The organism is Streptomyces xiaopingdaonensis, assembly GCF_000262345.1.
Lineage (GTDB): Bacteria > Actinomycetota > Actinomycetes > Streptomycetales > Streptomycetaceae > Streptomyces > Streptomyces xiaopingdaonensis.
In genome coordinates this window covers 1-15,546 of sequence record NZ_AJTQ01000077.1, presented here as the reverse complement: position 1 = coordinate 15,546, position 15,546 = coordinate 1, and the positions used below count along the sequence as shown (strand labels likewise).

The window sequence follows — 15,546 nt, the reverse complement described above, 5'->3', positions numbered from 1 at the left end:
ATCACGCGCCCCGACCTCCGCCGTCCGCAGCTCTCCCGCCAGCTCCCGAAAAGCGCCCACACCGCTCCGGCCGCCACCAACCCGGCACCCGCGCCCCAGAGTTGAGCGAGGCCCCGCACTTCCCCGAACACGACTCACCCCCGTTCCGCGGCTCGTACGATCGCGCACGTCCACCAGAGGCCGACTCCTTCGAAGAGGCCGCCGAGCAGGAGACAGACGAGGCCGGAGGAGGTGTGGAACAGAACGTCGAGCGGGTCGGCCTCCATGGCGCTCCCGAGTACGAGCCCCAGCGCAGGCAGCATCGCGAGAACCACGACCGTCGCCCACGGCCCCGCCAACTGCGCCCGGAGCTCCTCGCGTTGCTCCCGCTCCGTCCGGAGGGAGCTGCCCACTCGCTCCAACGCCCGAGCGAGCCCGGCACCCCCGTCGACGGCGACCTGCCAGCACGCGGCGAAACCGCCGAGTCCCTGCGCCCCCTCCGTGCGGGCCGCCTCCCGCAGTGCCTCGGGCACGTCGCCGCCGAAGCGGGCGGCAGCCGGCACCGCCGTGCCCCCGAGAAAACCGCTCTCCTCACCGTGGCCGACCAGCTCGATCCCCACCAGCAGCGCCTGCGCCGGCGGCCGGCCCGCCCGCAGTTCCCCCGCGACCACGCTGCAGAGTTCGATCACCTCCTCCTCTCGTTTCTCGGCGCCGCGCACGAGGAGCCGCCTCCGCAACCACCGTGCTGCCAACGGCACGCAGGCAGCCCCGATGAGCAACGGAAGCCACGAACTGCTCAGCACCCCGACAGCCAACCCCGCAGCCGGCGGAAGCAGTTGGGGGCCGCCACGGGTGCGCACCAGCTCCAGCGCACGCCCGCACCAGCGACGCGGCCACGCGTCCAACTGCTCCTCCTCGGAGACGAACAGCCCGCGGGCCCTGCCTTCGCTCGTCCCCCGAGGTGACCGGATGCCGCCCGCTCTCCCGGACGCCGGCACACGCTCACCCGTCGACATGCCGCCTCCCGCCGCCCCGCTCCGACACCGCACGAGCGCACCGACGCTGCAGGTCCGCCCATCCCTCCTGTGGCGCGAAGCCGCGGCCCCCTCCGTCCCACACCGCAGCCGGTCGCGTGCACACCAGGCCGTCGGAGAGCCGATCCAGCACGTGCACCTCGGCGACCCGCCTGCGCCCGTCACGCCCCCTGACGAGGTGGACGACCAGGTCGAGCGCCGCCGCCAACTGGCTGTGGAGCGCAGCCCGATCGAGCCCTCCGGCCGTTCCCAGCGCCTCCAGCCGGGCGGGCACGTCGACGGCCGCGTTGGCGTGCAACGTCCCGCACCCGCCCTCGTGCCCGGTGTTCAACGCGGCGAGCAGCTCGGTCACCTCGGCGCCGCGGACCTCGCCGACGACGAGTCGGTCGGGCCGCATGCGCAGGGCCTGCCGCACGAGATCGCGCAGCTCCACCTGGCCTGCCCCCTCCTGGTTCGCCGGCCGCGCCTCCAGCCTGACGACGTGCGGGTGCTCTGGGCGCAGCTCGGCGGCCTCCTCGGCGAGGACGATCCGCTCCCCCACCCCTACGAGCCCCAGCAGGCTGCTGAGCAACGTGGTCTTTCCCGAGCCCGTGCCACCGGTGACGAGGAAGGAGAGCCGCGCATCGAGTACGGAGCGCAGCAGGTCGTCACCGCCGGCCGGAAGAGTCCCCGCTCGGACGAGTTCCTCGAGAGTGAAGGCACGCGGACGCACGACGCGCAGCGAGAGGTAGGTGGAGCCGACCGCCACCGGCGGCAGGACAGCGTGCAGGCGCGTGCCGTCGGGGAGTCGGGCATCGACCCACGGTCGCGCGTCGTCGAGACGACGGCCGGCGGAGGTGGCGAGCCGCTGGGCGAGGCGACGCACCGCCGCTGCGTCGGGGAACCGCACCTCGGTGAGGTGCAGCCCTCCGCCTCGGTCGACCCAGACCTGGTCGGGCGCCGTGACCAGCACGTCCGTTACGTCCGGTTCGGCGAGCAGCGGTTCGAGCGGGCCGCTCCCCACCATCTCGGAGCGGAGGCTGTCCACGACGTCGAGTACCGCGCTGTCCCCGAGCAGCCGCCCTTGGGCACGCAACGCGGCAGCGACGCCGGCCGGCGTCGGCTCCGTACCGGCCTCCGCCAACTGCCGCCGCACCGTGTCCAGGAGCGCACCTGCCGCCGGCGCGGCCCGCTCCCTGGCAAGGCGCCCCCTCACTCCGGCGCACCCCCTTCGCTCAGCGTCCGCTTCCAGAACTCCCGCGAGAACCTCGCAAGCGCGCCACCCTCCTCGCACCCCGGCGGGAGGCCCCGGTCGACGTACTCCAGGAGGCCCTTCTCCCAAGGGAGTTCACCGGCGAGCGGCAGGCCCAGCAGGCGCGCCACCTCGCTCTCGTCGAGCCCAGGGCCGTACGGCCTGGGACCTGAGGGTCCTCCCGGCGTCCGCACCACTGCCCGCAGGTCGGGGACGGCGAGCCGGGCGCGCGAGGAGATCCGGTGCGCTGCGGCCACGGCTCTCAGCTCGGCCGGCACGACGACGAGCCCCAGATCCAACTGGACGAGCGCCTCCGCCACGGTCTCGTCCATCCGCCGCGGCAGGTCGACGACGACAACGCCGCCCCGCCTGCGAGCCGCGGAGAGGACCGCCTTCATCGCCTCCAGAGGCACCACGACGGACTCCCCGCGGTCCCAACTCAACAGCCGCAGCCCGTGCATCCGCGGCAGCGACTCGGCGAGCGCCGAGCCGCCCACCCGCCCCCGGGAGTCCGCGAAGGCCGGCCAGCGCAGCCCCTTCGCGCGCTCCCCGCCGAGCAGAACGTCGAGCCCGCCGCCCAGCGGGTCGCCGTCGATCAGCATCGTCTGCTGCCCCATCCGCACGGCGGTGAGGGCAAGGGCGCACGCGAGGGTCGACGCGCCCGCGCCGCCCCGGCCGCCCACGACACCGACCGTCAGCGCGAACTCGCCGATCCCTTCGGCCGCGTCCGCGATACGCCCCGTCAACCAGCTCTCGGCGTCCGGAAGAAGAACGACGCCCTCGGCGCCGATCCGCGCCCCGCGCTCCCAGACGCCCGAGTCGTCGAGGTCCCGTCCGACGAGGAGCACTCCGGCGCGACGACGGGCGCCGCGCGCACCGCATTCCGCAACTCCCCCGAGCCCGGGCGCTTTTGCGCAGTCGTCCCCCACCAATACGAGCGGAGCCCGCTCCCAGGAGACGGCTCCTCCCCAACTCGACCAATCCAAATGGGCCGCAGGAGCCCCATGGGCCACATCCGCTTTGGTGCCGGCGGCTGCGCAGAGTCGCAGTAGGTCATCGAGAAGGACCTCGTCCTCCGTGACAATCAGAATGTTTTCGGCCATGCTCCAGCCCCGCTCCCCGCCATGTGTACTCGCTTGAGCAAACGCCCTGGGGCGCCGCCGGGAATCACTGTGCAGGCATCCCGAATATCGCGTGGATCATGGTCGAGAACTGTGGACAACCCGGGGATTGTGGAAAACTTCGTCACCCTTGCGAGGGCCATCCGGAGAGCATCACTCCAATTACAGCGAGTGACGAAGTTGGCGTCCTCGGACGGCCTGCAAACGATCAACGACGGAAGAGGCTCCGCCCGGCGCAAGGGTCCCGGAGAGCAAAAAACCCCTTGGACATGCGACGACCCCCGCCGGGGGGGAGAGCGGGGGTCGTCTCCACGGCCGACTCGGGGGGGGAGGAGTCGGACCGGGTTAGCACGGTCGCGAACGATCCGTGACTTCCATGGTGTACCCGAGAGCCTTCTCAGGCAAACCCACGCGCCCCACCTTACGCCGAATGGTTGGCGCCTATGCTCGGCTCCGTGGAAAACGTCTCGCTACCCCGGACAGCCGCCTTCTTCGATCTGGACAAGACGGTCATTGCGAAGTCGAGCACGCTCACCTTTGGCAGGTCCTTCTACCAAGGTGGCCTGATCAATCGCCGTGCCGTACTGCGCACTGCCTACGCGCAGTTCGTATATCTCCTCGGTGGAGCCGACCACGACCAGATGGAGCGGATGCGCGAGTACCTCTCGGCCCTGAGCCGCGGCTGGAACATCCAGCAGGTCAGGGAGATCGTCGCGGAGACGCTCCACGACCTCATCGATCCGCTCATCTACGACGAGGCCGCCTCCCTCATCGAGGAGCACCACCTCGCCGGCCGGGACGTGGTGATCGTCTCCAGCTCGGGCTCGGAGGTCGTCGAGCCGATCGGCGAGCTCCTCGGCGCCGACCGCACCGTCGCGACCCGCCTGGTCGTCGAGGAGGGCCGGTACACCGGCGAGATCGAGTACTACGCCTACGGCCCCACCAAGGCCGAGGCCCTCCGCGAGCTCGCCGAGTCGGAGGGGTACGACCTCTCCCGCTGCTACGCCTACAGCGACTCCGCGACCGACGTGCCGATGCTCGAGGCGGTCGGCCACCCCTACGCCGTCAACCCGGACCGCGCCCTGCGCAAGGAGGCCGTCGTCCGCGACTGGCCGGTCCTCTCCTTCTCGCGCCCCGTGCGCCTCAAGCAGCGCATCCCGGACTTCCGCCTGCCGCCGCGCTCGGTCCTGACGGTGACGGCGGCGGCCCTGGGAGCAGCAGCGACGGCAGCCGGCCTCGTCTGGTACACGAGCAAACGGCGCCCGGATCTCCTGCGGGCGCTGCCCTTCCCGCGGAGGTAGAAGAGGCAACCTTTCGCCCGCGAACCTGACGTCGCCCGATCCCCCTTCCACCCCGCGTCCCCGAGCGGTACAAAGGAATCAGCGGCCCGCGAGACCCACGACATCCGGGAGGATGCCGCAGGCGCGAGAGACGCAGCGGCCCCACGGACCGTCCCGCCCGCCCGGCGGGATCCACGCGACGCCCAGGCCCACGGAACGGGCTGGTCCTTCGTTCGGGCGAAGTCCCGACCGACCGACGGCAGACGCACCGGTACCCGCCGGACGAGCCAGGAGGCTCGCGCTGCAGCGCGAGCCTCCGCCTGTGGCCGCTCAGGCGGCCCCGCGCTGAAGCGCTTCGCAGACCGCGGTGCTCTCACGCGCCCCCAGCTCGACGGAGCGTCCGCAGAAGGCGATCCACCCCGCCACCCCCTCGGGCCGGCCCGACGCGTAGCCGCGCAGTGCCTCGGCGTAAGCGTCGGCCCCCTGCTCGACGGCGCCGACCTCGGCGGGGCAGATCGACTTCGGGTCGAGCCCGCTGCCCACCAGCACCAGCCGCTCCGCCGCCCGCGCCACGACGCCGTTGTACGAGCCGAACGGCCGCAGCGCCACGAGTTCCCCGTGCACCACCGCAGCGGTGACGAGCGCCGGAGCGGCCGTCCCGCGGACGACGAGGTCGGCGAGGCCGTCGAGCCGCGCGCTCACCTCCTCCGCCTCCGGCAGGCTTACGCCGAACTCGGAACCCTCCACGGGCTCACCGGCGCGACGCGGACGCCCCACCCTGTCGTCGGCGGCGGCCCCGCCCGCTGCCACCAGGTGCAACCGCGCCAGCACGCGCAGCGGCGACTGCTTCCAGACGTCGAGGAGTTGACCGGACTCGGCGGTGGCGCGCAGCGCGGCGCCGACCGTACGGGCCTCGGGGTCGCTGCCGAAGTCGCTGCGCCTGCGCACCTCTTCGAGCGCCCAGTCGGTCCCGTCGAGCGCGGCGGATGCCCGGGCGCCGCGGAGCGCCGCCTCACCGGTGACCTCGCTGGAGCGACGGCGCATCACGCGGTGGCCGTAGACCCGGTCGACGGCCTTGCGTACGGAGGCGACCGGCTCCGGGACGCCGGGCAGTTCGCCGAGCGCGGCGAGCGGGTCTGCGGGGGCAGCGCTGCTTGTCATGCGTCCGACCCTACGCACAGGCCGCACCGCCGATGCCGCACGATCGAGTGGTCTTCCCCACTCGGTGCCGAGATCCGACTGCCCCCGCCGCATACCCTGCTGAACATGAAGATCGCTTTCGTCGGCAAGGGCGGCAGCGGGAAGACGACGTTGTCCTCCCTCTTCCTCCGCCATCTCGCCGCTCAGAACCTGCCGCTGGTCGCTGTCGACGCCGACATCAACCAGCACCTCGCTGCCGCACTGGGGCTCGACGAGGAGGAGGCGGCCGCGCTCCCCGCGCTGGGCGGCCAACTCCGCCTGATCAAGGAGTACCTCCGCGGGGAGAACCCGCGGATCGCGTCGGCGGAGTCCATGATCAAGACGACCCCGCCGGGCAACGGCTCCAGGCTCCTCCGTCTCACCGAGGAGAACCCGATCTACGACGCCTGCGCCCGCCGCGTGGAGCTCGACGGAGGCTCGCTGCGCCTCCTCGCCACCGGGCCGTTCACCGAGTCCGATCTCGGCGTCGCCTGCTACCACTCCAAGACCGGCGCGGTGGAGCTGTGCCTCAACCATCTCGTCGACGGGCGCGACGAGTTCATGGTCGTCGACATGACGGCGGGGAGCGACTCCTTCGCGTCCGGGATGTTCACCCGCTTCGACATGACGTTCCTCGTGGCCGAACCCACGCGCAAGGGCGTCAGCGTCTACCGCCAGTACAAGGAGTACGCGCGGGACTTCGGCGTCTCCCTGCGCGTCCTGGGCAACAAGGTGCAGAGCGAGGACGACGTCGAGTTCCTCCGCGAGGAGGTGGGAGACGACCTCCTCGTCTCCTTCGGCCACTCCGCGTGGGTGCGCGCCCTGGAGAAGGGAAGGCCGCTCCCCTTCTCCGAGCTGGAGCCCGAGAACTCCCGCGCACTCCACGAACTGCACGCGGCAGCCGACTCCGCGTACGACCACCGCGACTGGGGCCGCTACACGCGGCAGACGATCCACTTCCACCTGCGCAACGCGCAGAGCTGGGGCAACGAGAGGACGGGCACCGACCTCGCCGCGCAGGTCGACCCCGACTTCGTCCTCGGGGAGCAGGCTCCCCAACCCGCGTGACCCGGTGCGGGGCGCCGGCGAGGCGCCCCGCACCCGCCGTCAGCCCGCCGCCTGCTGACCCTGGCGGCGCTTCCCGGGCTCGCGCTGCGTTTCGCCCTCGAGGAAGGACGACCAGCCGTCGGCAGGCTTCTCGCCCACCTTCAGCGAACGCAGCTTCTTCAGCACCGACTTGTCCTGCGCGTCGAGCCAGTCGGCGAGCTGCCGGAAGGAGACGCAGCGCACCTCCTGCTTCGTGCAGACCCGGCGCATGACGTCCTCAACGGCGTCCATGTAGACGCCGCCGTTCCAGTCCTCGAAGTGGTTGCCGACGACGAACGGCGCACGGTTGCCCGTGTACGCCCGCTCGAAGCCCTTGAGCAGGCCGTCCCGCATCTGCCTGCCGTACTCCTGCCGCTTCTCGACCGGACCGTCGACGGTGCCGGACTGGTTGGCGAGGAAGTTGTAGTCCATGGAGAGGGTCTCGAACTGCCTGCCGGGCACGGGCACCTGCTGGAGCGGCATGTCCCACAGGCCGTGCTTCTTGCCGGGCCACACCTGGGTGCCGTTGCCGCTCGAGTCGTAGCGGAATCCCATCTGCTTCGCCGCCGGCAGGAGGTTCTTCTGGCCTTCCAGACAGGGTGTCCGGCCGCCGACGAGCTCGCGGTCGTAGTCGAACGGCAGGGGTGCGGCGCGCTTCCAACCCGTCGTCGTCTTCCAGTTCTTGACGAACCACTTCGCCTGCCGGATCTCGCTCTTCCAGTCGTCGACGGACCAGCTGTCGACGCCCGTCGGGCCGCAGAAGTGGCCGTTGAAGTGGGTGCCGATCTCGTTGCCCGCGAGCCATGCCTTGTTGACCTGCTGCAGCGTGGAGCGGACGTGGTCGTTGCCGAGGTAGCCGATGTCGGAGGCGCCCTGCGCGTGGCCTGGTGGCGAGTAGCGCTTGGACTTCTTCTCGGGGAGCACGTAGAGGCCGCTGAGGAAGAAGGTCTGCGAGGCACCGTACTTCTTGCCCGCCCGCAGGAACCGGGAGAAGAGCTTCTTTCCGTCCTCGCCCGCGCCGTCCCACGAGAAGACGACGAACTGCGGCGGCTTCTTGCCGGGGGCGAGCTTGCGCGGGGTCGGCTGCAGCGGCTGGGCGCCCATGCGCGCCGTCGACCCGTCGCCGAGCAGCTGCGGCCGCTGGTTCGGCTTCTCCTTGGGCGCGACTTTGTCCTCGGTTCCCTTTTGGTCGGCGCACCCGCTCAGCAACACGGTCAGGGCGGTCGCGGCCGCCAGTGCCGCGGTCCCTGTCGTACGCCCTGCATGCCGTCTCAGCCTGGCTTGCATCGGTCACCCCGTTCCGCCGTGGTGGCAGTTGACTGCCGATCAAGGTGGCACGGGATGATTCCGGAATAAATACGACAAGCTGTCTGGAATGATTATTCACTCCTTGAGACGAAGGAGCGAGGAGCCGCCCTTCGGAGCTCCTCGGTCCGTTGGCCACGAACCACCCTCAGCAAGCTGCTACTTGGGGGTACTCGAGCGGTCACGCCACTTCGCCGGAGGAGCCGCGTCGCCCGCCCACCCCACGGCGGGCAGCAGGTGGACGGGGGCGGCGCTTCCGGGCGGAACGGGCGCCGTTCGCCGGCGGCGGCAGCGCCCGCACCCGACACGCCCCTCTTCTCCCTGGACGCCTGTACCCGGGGCGGCTGTAGTGCCAGGATCGGCGGCGGCGGGGGTTGACCAACTCCCCGCCGGTCAAAGAGCATTCGAAACTGGTCTAAACCATTCGAGACGCCGGGAGCCGACCATGAGCGAAGCCATCGCCAACATGCTCAAAGAGGAGCGGAGGTTCGCACCACCCGCCGGCCTCGCTGCCCACGCCAACGTCGACGCGGCGGCCTACGAGCAGGCGAAGGCCGATCGTCTGGGCTTCTGGGCGACCCAGGCGCGCCGCCTGAGCTGGAGCAAGGAACCGACGGAGACTCTCGACTGGAGCAACCCCCCGTTCGCCAAGTGGTTCGCCGACGGCAAGCTCAACGCGGCGTACAACTGCGTCGACCGCCATGTCGAGGCGGGCAACGGCGAGCGCGTGGCGATCCACTTCGAGGGCGAACCCGGCGACAGCCGCACCCTCACCTACGCCGACCTCCAGAAGGAGGTCTCGCGCGCCGCCAACGCGCTGTTGGAGCTGGGCGTCAAGGCGGGCGACCGCGTCGCGATCTACCTGCCGATGATCCCCGAGACCGTCGTGGCGATGCTGGCGTGCGCGAGGGTCGGCGCCCCGCACTCCGTCGTCTTCGGCGGCTTCTCCGGCGACGCCCTCGCCGCACGCATCCAGGACGCCGACGCGCGCGTCGTCATCACCGCCGACGGCGGGTACCGCAAGGGCGGGGCTTCCGCGCTGAAGCCCGCGGTGGACGAGGCGCTCACCAAGCCGGGCACCGAGGAGGTGCGGAACGTCCTCGTGGTCCGGCGCACCGGGCAGGAGGACATCTCCTGGACCGAGGGCCGCGACGTCTGGTGGCACGACGTGGTCGACCGCCAGCCCGACGAGCACACGCCGCAGAGCTTCGACGCCGAGCACCCGCTCTTCATCCTCTACACCTCGGGCACGACGGGGAAGCCGAAGGGCATCCTCCACACCACGGGCGGCTACCTCACGCAGGTCGCCTACACCCACCACGCCGTCTTCGACCTCAAGCCCGAGAGCGACGTCTTCTGGTGCACGGCGGACGTCGGCTGGGTGACGGGCCACTCGTACATCGTCTACGGACCGCTCGCCAACGGCGCCACGGAGGTGCTCTACGAGGGCACGCCCGACACCCCGCACAAGGGCCGCTGGTGGGAGATCGTCGAGAAGTACGGCGTGACGCTGCTCTACGCGGCGCCCACCGCGATCCGCGCCTCCATGAAGTGGGGCGACGACATCCCGGCCAAGTTCGACCTCAGCTCGCTGCGCGTGCTGGGCTCCGTCGGCGAGCCGATCAACCCGGAGGCGTGGGTCTGGTACCGGCACCACATCGGGGGCAACCGCACGCCCGTCGTCGACACCTGGTGGCAGACGGAGACGGGCGGCATCATGATCAGCCCGCTGCCCGGCGTCACCGAGACGAAGCCGGGCTCCGCGCAGGTGGCGATGCCGGGGATCAGCGCGACGGTCGTGGACGACGAGGCGAACGAGGTGCCCAACGGCTCCGGGGGCTACCTCGTGCTCACCGAGCCGTGGCCGTCGATGCTGCGCACCGTGTGGGGGGACGACCAGCGGTTCATCGACACCTACTGGTCCCGCTTCGAGGGCCGCTACTTCGCCGGCGACGGCGCCAAGAAGGACGAGGACGGGGACATCTGGCTCCTCGGCCGCGTCGACGACGTCATGCTCGTCTCCGGGCACAACATCTCCACCACCGAGGTGGAGTCGGCGCTCGTCTCGCACCCCTCGGTCGCGGAGGCCGCCGTCGTCGGCGCGACCGACCCGCAGACGACGCAGGCGATCTGCGCGTTCGTCATCCTCCGCGGCGACGCGGCCGAGGCCGAGGGGCTCACCGAGGAGCTCAGGGCACACGTGGCAAAGCAGTTGGGGCCGATCGCGAAGCCGAAGCAGATCCTCCCCGTGGCCGAGCTCCCGAAGACGCGCTCCGGCAAGATCATGCGCCGGCTGCTGCGGGACGTCGCCGAGCAGCGCACGCTCGGGGACGTCTCGACGCTGACGGACGCCTCCGTGATGGACCTGATCCAGGCGAAGCTGCCGGGCGCGGCGAGCGAGGACTGAACCGCTGGACCGACGACGGCGAGGGGCGCCCGGCACGAGCCGGGCGCCCCTCGCCGCTTGTTGACGCGGCCTCAGGTTCCGCACGAGCGACGCCGGCGCCCCCGCGGCACCGCAGGGGATGAGACCGTAGGCTCCCGAAACGACACCGTAAGCTCGCCGGAGTGGCCACCGGGCACGAGGTGACGGAGGATGATCCGGCACGTGCCGAACAGCCACGACAGCCGCGACCCCGGGCAGTCTCGACGGAAGAGGGAGTAAGGGATGAGCGCAGCCGACGAGGGCCGCAGCCTCGGGCAGTTGGTCTCAGCGGCCACCACCGAGTTGTCGGCGCTGGTGCACGACGAGATCGCGCTGGCGAAGGCGGAGATCCGGCAGGACGTCAAGCGCGGGCTGCTCGGCGGCGGAGCCGCGGTCGCGGCGGGGGTGCTGCTGCTCTTCGCGCTCCCCGTACTGAGCTTCGCCGCCGCATACGGCATCCACAACCTCGGGCTCGGGCTGGCCTGGTCGTTCCTGATCGTGGGCGGCGCCATCATCGTGCTGGCGCTCCTCCTCCTCGCCTGGGCCGCACTGAAGTTCCGGAAGATCAAGAAGAGCGAGGGGCCGCAGCGTTCGATCGCCTCGGCGAAGGAGACGGCCGCCGTGCTCTCCAAGGCGAAGCCGCACCCCCGCTCCGCCGGGCAGGCAGACGCCGCGCCTTCCGAGGCCGGGCATGTGACACGCTCGTCGGTATGACACTCGCAGCGAGCCCGGCGTCAGTCATCAGACCCGAAGGCCCCTGGACCCACAGGGAGGTGGCCGCCAACGGTGCGCGGTTCCACATCGCCGAGATGGGCGAGGGCCCGCTGGTCCTGCTGTTGCACGGTTTCCCGCTGTACTGGTGGACGTGGCGCCACCAGCTCCCGGCGCTCGCCGAGGCCGGATACCGCGCCGTCGCGATGGACCTGCGCGGGGTGGGCGGCAGCGACCGCACCCCGCGCGGTTACGACCCGGCGAACCTCGCGCTCGACGTCACGGGCGTCATCCGCTCCCTCGGGGAGCCCGACGCCGCTCTCGTCGGGCACGACCTCGGCGGGTACCTCGCATGGACGGCAGCCGTCATGCGGCCGAAGCTCATCAGGCGGCTCGCCGTCGCGTCGATGCCGCACCCGAGGCGCTGGCGAGCGGCGATGCTCGGGGACATGCGCCAGACGGCGGCCGGGTCGTACATCTGGGGGTTCCAGCGGCCCTGGATACCCGAGCGGCAGCTCGTCGCCGAGGACGGGGCGCTCGTCGGCAGGCTCATACGGGAGTGGTCGGGGCCGCGGATGACGGGCGCCGCCGAGGACGAGTCGGTGGAGCGGTACCGCACCGCGATGTGCGTTCCGTCGACGGCCCACTGCTCGATCGAGCCGTACCGCTGGATGGTGCGCTCGATGGCCCGTCCCGACGGGTTCCAGTTCAACCGCAGGATGAAGCGGCCCGTCCGGGTGCCCACCCTCCACCTCCACGGTTCGCTCGATCCGGTGCTGCGTACGCGGAGCGCGGCCGGCTCCGGTGTCTACGTCGAAGCGCCGTACCGATGGCGGCTGTTCGACGGTCTGGGGCACTGGCCGCACGAGGAGGATCCACAGGGGTTCACCTCCGAACTTCTGCACTGGCTCGAGGACCCCGAGCCCGACCGCTGACCCACTGTTCGGCGGTGACTGAGCGTCGCCTCTCGCCCGCTACACGTGCCCCGCGCATAGGACAATCGGCTGCGCCAACGGCGGTTACCGACCTTGGAGCGCGGGCAGAGAGCCCGGTATGGGCTGGACGCACGACTACCGTGACGTGGCACGCAAGCGCAGCCGACCCAGGGGAACGAGCGGGCGGGCGGGGGTAGTTCCGCCGATCTTTCCGCCGCCGCGCCCCTACTCCGAGCTGGGCATTCCTCGGATTCTCCGCCGCAGGGCGCGTTGGGTGGGCGCGCGGCTTCGACACATGCCGGGGCCAGGCGGCCGCTGAGGCACCGCTCTGTCAACTGCTCCGACGTTGCGCGTACTTGCGGCTCCCGGAGCGCAGGACGGTCGCGGTCACATGGCGCAACTCTGAGGGCTTACAGGCGTGTTCGCCGTGGCGCCCAGCTCCACGTCCTCGCTGACCTCTTCCGCCGTGAGCGCGTATCCCGTCTGCGAGTCGTCGAGGGACTTCGCGAACACCACGCCGTAGACGCGTCCTTGGGGCGTCAGCAGCGGTCCGCCCGAGTTGCCCTGGCGGATGTCGGCGTAGAGGGAGTAGACGTCGCGGCCCACCGTGCCCCTGTGGTAGATGTCGGGCCCGTTGGCCTGCACCCGGCCGCGGACGCGGGCCGGGCGCACGTCGTAGGCGCCGTTCTCCGGGAAGCCGGCGACGATCGCGTCGTCCCCGCTTCCCGCCTCGCCCTCGGCGAAGCGGAGCGCGGGGGCTCGCAGTCCTGGGGCGTCGAGGACGGCGATGTCCCGCTCCCAGTCGTAGAGCACCACCCGGGCGGCGACGGGGCGGCCTTCGCCCCCGACCTGCACCGTCGGCTCCTGCACGCCGCCGACGACGTGCGCGTTGGTCATCACCTTCCCCTGCCGGAAGACGAAACCCGTCCCTTCGAGGACCTTGTCGCAACTGCTCGCCGTCCCCACGACCTTGACGATCGAGCGCTGCGCCCGCACGGCGACTGCGCTGTCGGCGAGCTTCGCGTCGGGAGCGCGGACCTCGGTGATCGGCTCATTGGAGAAGGGGGCGAAGACCTGCGGGTAGCCGTTCTTCGCCAGCACCGAGGAGAAGTTGGCGAACCAGATGCTCGTCCGCTCGGGCACGACCTGCGAGACGCCGAGCAGGACCTTGGAGTCGCGGACCTCCTTGCCGAGGGTGGGCAGCGTCGTCATCGCGAGCGCGGAGCCGATCAGCCAGGCGACGAGGAGCATCGCCGCGACGTTGACGACGGCGCCGCCCGTCGCGTCGAGGGCCTTCGCGGGGGACCAGGTGATGTGCTCGCGCAGGCGGTTGCCGAGATGAGTGGTGAACGCCTGGCCGACGGAGGCGCACAGGATGACGACGACCACCGCGGCGACCGCCCCGAACGTCCCCGGCTCCTGCCCGCTGAACTGGTCCCAGAGCACCGGCAGTACGAGGACGGCGACGAGTCCTCCGCCGAGGAACCCGACCACCGAGAGGATGCCGACGACGAAGCCCTGGCGATACCCCACCCAGGCGAACCAGACAGCCGCCAGCACAAGCAGTACGTCCAGCACGTTCACCGAATCAGCCTCGCCTTGAACTCGCCGTCACAGCAGGGCTCCCGAGTACGCACGGGCGGCGGCCCGAGGCGGCGGTGGACGCCGGGAGCGGCAGGGTTGGAGCAGCGACACCCTCTCACGGGCGGTGCGCGCAGGACGTACCCGCGCTCACGCCTGCCAGTCGAGCGGAACCTTTCGCTCCCGATCCCAGGGGCGCTCCCACCCCGCGTAATGCAGCAGCCGGTCGATCACGCCGGCCGTGAACCCCCAGACCAGCGCCGATCCTACGAGGAACGCGGGGCCCGTGTGTCCGGCGGGGTGAACCGCCGTCGCGCGGTTGGCCGGATCGGTCAGCTCCCTGACGGAGACCGTGAAGACGCGCGCCGTCTCCCGCGGATCGACGGCGTCCACCGGGCTGGGACGCCGCCACCAGCCGAGGACCGGCGTGACGACGAAGCGGCTCACCGGAATGTACAGGCTCGGCAGGATGCCGAAGACCTGCACGCCCGAGGGATCGAGTCCCGTCTCCTCCTCCGCCTCGCGGAGCGCGGCACGCAGCGGGCCCTCCCCCTTCGGGTCGCCGTCCTCCGGGTCGAGGGAACCGCCCGGAAAGGACGGCTGCCCTGCGTGCGAACGGAGGCTCGACGCCCGCTGGATCAGGAGGAGTTGGGGGCCCTGCTCGCCCTCGCCGAAGAGGACCAGCACCGCCGAGGGGCGCCCGCCTCCGTCCTCGGGCGGGAGGAAGCTGCTCAACTGGCCGGCCTGCACCGACCGGGCCGCCTCCGCCACCGGGTGCAGCCATCCCGGCAGCCCCGCCTCCGTGACCTCGACGGGGCAACTCCCCGCGGGGTGCGCCGCGTTCACGCCGCGCCCCCCGACGACGAGCCGCCGAGCGGCGGTGCGGGCAGCCCCGGGTACTCCGGCGGCGGCTTGAGGCGCTGGCCCGGCTGCCCGGCGAGTTCGTACTTCAGCAGCTTCTTCGCCTTCTCGGGGTCCGTCTCGCCCTCGCCGTACGAGGGGCAGACCTCCGCGATCGGGCAGGCGCCGCACGCGGGCTTGCGGGAGTGGCAGACGCGGCGGCCGTGGAAGATCGTGCGGTGCGAGAACATCGTCCACTCGCTCTCCGGCAGGAGCTGCGAGATCTCCGCCTCGACCTTCTCGGCGTCCGTCTGCCCCGTGAGGCGCCAGCGGCGCACCAGGCGGCCGAAGTGTGTGTCCACGGTGAGGCCGGGGACACCGTAGGCGTTGCCGAGGACGACGAAGGCGGTCTTGCGCCCCACGCCCTTGAGCTTCACCAACTCCTCGACGGTGCCCGGGACTTCGCCACCGAAGTCGTCCCGCAGCCCGGCGGCGAGGCCGAGGAGCGAGCGGGCCTTGGAGCGGAAGAAGCCGGTGGGCCTGATCAGCTCCTCGAGCCGCTCCGGGTCCGCGGCCGCCATCTCCTCGGGGGTGGGGTAGGCGGCGAAGAGGGCCGGGGTGGTCTGGTTGACGCGCAGGTCGGTCGTCTGGGCGGAGAGGACGGTGGCGACGAGGAGCTGGAAGGGGTTCTCGAAGTCGAGCTCGGGGTGCGCGTAGTAGTAGACCTCGGCGAGCTCGGAGTTGATCCGCTCGGCGCGGCCGGCCCGTACGGTCCGGGACTCCAGGGGGCGGCCGTTTCCGGCTGCGGACTTCGCCGCCGTCGCCTTCTTCGCTGGGGC

General features: G+C 71.4%; 13 protein-coding genes. 5 read left to right on the top strand and 8 right to left on the bottom strand.

What is annotated here, in order from left to right; translation table 11 throughout:
- Positions 1-134: 134 nt before the first annotated feature.
- The 3 genes from UWG_RS0106550 to ssd are packed head-to-tail and all read right to left on the bottom strand — an operon-like array spanning position 135 to position 3,347.
- Positions 135-995 carry a type II secretion system F family protein gene (locus UWG_RS0106550; protein ID WP_237720003.1) on the bottom strand — a complete coding sequence of 287 codons (861 nt, stop codon included), beginning with the start codon at positions 993-995 and terminating at the stop codon, positions 135-137.
- Positions 982-2,208, bottom strand: a complete 1,227-nt coding sequence (locus UWG_RS0106545; protein WP_050988518.1) for a TadA family conjugal transfer-associated ATPase — start codon at positions 2,206-2,208, stop codon at positions 982-984. Before UWG_RS0106545 ends, UWG_RS0106550 begins: the two co-directional genes overlap by 14 nt.
- Positions 2,205-3,347, bottom strand: a complete 1,143-nt coding sequence (gene ssd, locus UWG_RS0106540; RefSeq protein WP_050988517.1) for a septum site-determining protein Ssd — start codon at positions 3,345-3,347, stop codon at positions 2,205-2,207. The genes UWG_RS0106545 and ssd overlap by 4 nt, the downstream gene beginning before the upstream one ends.
- 461 nt (positions 3,348-3,808) lie before the next feature.
- Between ssd and UWG_RS0106535 the strand changes: the two genes are divergently transcribed.
- Positions 3,809-4,666: an HAD family hydrolase gene (locus tag UWG_RS0106535; RefSeq protein WP_016906398.1), complete on the top strand. Its 858-nt coding sequence runs from the start codon at positions 3,809-3,811 to the stop codon at positions 4,664-4,666.
- Between the two features lie 309 nt (positions 4,667-4,975).
- Here the strand turns inward: UWG_RS0106535 and UWG_RS0106530 are convergent, their stop codons facing one another.
- Positions 4,976-5,806, bottom strand: coding sequence for a Fic family protein (locus UWG_RS0106530; RefSeq protein WP_016906397.1), 831 nt, complete (start codon positions 5,804-5,806; stop codon positions 4,976-4,978).
- Positions 5,807-5,911: 105 nt separating this feature from the next.
- Between UWG_RS0106530 and UWG_RS0106525 the strand changes: the two genes are divergently transcribed.
- Positions 5,912-6,892, top strand: a complete 981-nt coding sequence (locus tag UWG_RS0106525) for an ATP-binding protein (RefSeq protein ID WP_016906396.1) — start codon at positions 5,912-5,914, stop codon at positions 6,890-6,892.
- 39 nt (positions 6,893-6,931) lie between these two features.
- Here UWG_RS0106525 and UWG_RS0106520 read toward each other — a convergent pair whose 3' ends face one another.
- Positions 6,932-8,197 (bottom strand): polysaccharide deacetylase family protein, encoded by a 1,266-nt coding sequence (locus UWG_RS0106520; RefSeq protein ID WP_420235615.1) that lies wholly within the window; start codon positions 8,195-8,197, stop codon positions 6,932-6,934.
- A gap of 463 nt (positions 8,198-8,660) precedes the next feature.
- Here UWG_RS0106520 and acs point away from each other — a divergent pair, with 463 nt between their 5' ends.
- The 3 genes from acs to UWG_RS0106505 all read left to right on the top strand — a co-directional run bounded on the left by acs (position 8,661) and on the right by UWG_RS0106505 (position 12,286).
- The gene (gene acs, locus UWG_RS0106515) at positions 8,661-10,622 is read left to right on the top strand and encodes an acetate--CoA ligase (protein WP_016906394.1); all 1,962 of its coding nucleotides are present in this window, start codon (positions 8,661-8,663) and stop codon (positions 10,620-10,622) included.
- Positions 10,623-10,883: 261 nt separating this feature from the next.
- A complete protein-coding gene (locus UWG_RS0106510; protein ID WP_016906393.1) occupies positions 10,884-11,354 on the top strand; it encodes a phage holin family protein in 471 nt (156 codons plus the stop codon).
- On the top strand, positions 11,351-12,286 hold the full coding sequence (locus UWG_RS0106505) for an alpha/beta fold hydrolase (RefSeq protein WP_026328584.1): 936 nt from the start codon (positions 11,351-11,353) through the stop codon (positions 12,284-12,286). Before UWG_RS0106510 ends, UWG_RS0106505 begins: the two co-directional genes overlap by 4 nt.
- A gap of 387 nt (positions 12,287-12,673) precedes the next feature.
- Here the strand turns inward: UWG_RS0106505 and UWG_RS0106500 are convergent, their stop codons facing one another.
- The 3 genes from UWG_RS0106500 to nth all read right to left on the bottom strand — a co-directional run.
- The gene (locus UWG_RS0106500) at positions 12,674-13,870 is read right to left on the bottom strand and encodes a MarP family serine protease (protein ID WP_016906391.1); all 1,197 of its coding nucleotides are present in this window, start codon (positions 13,868-13,870) and stop codon (positions 12,674-12,676) included.
- Between the two features lie 147 nt (positions 13,871-14,017).
- Positions 14,018-14,713, bottom strand: coding sequence for an NUDIX hydrolase (locus UWG_RS0106495; RefSeq protein WP_029391220.1), 696 nt, complete (start codon positions 14,711-14,713; stop codon positions 14,018-14,020).
- Positions 14,710-15,546, bottom strand: an 837-nt coding sequence (nth, locus tag UWG_RS0106490) for an endonuclease III (protein ID WP_016906389.1), incomplete at its 5' end; no start/stop codon positions are given. The genes nth and UWG_RS0106495, both read right to left, overlap by 4 nt.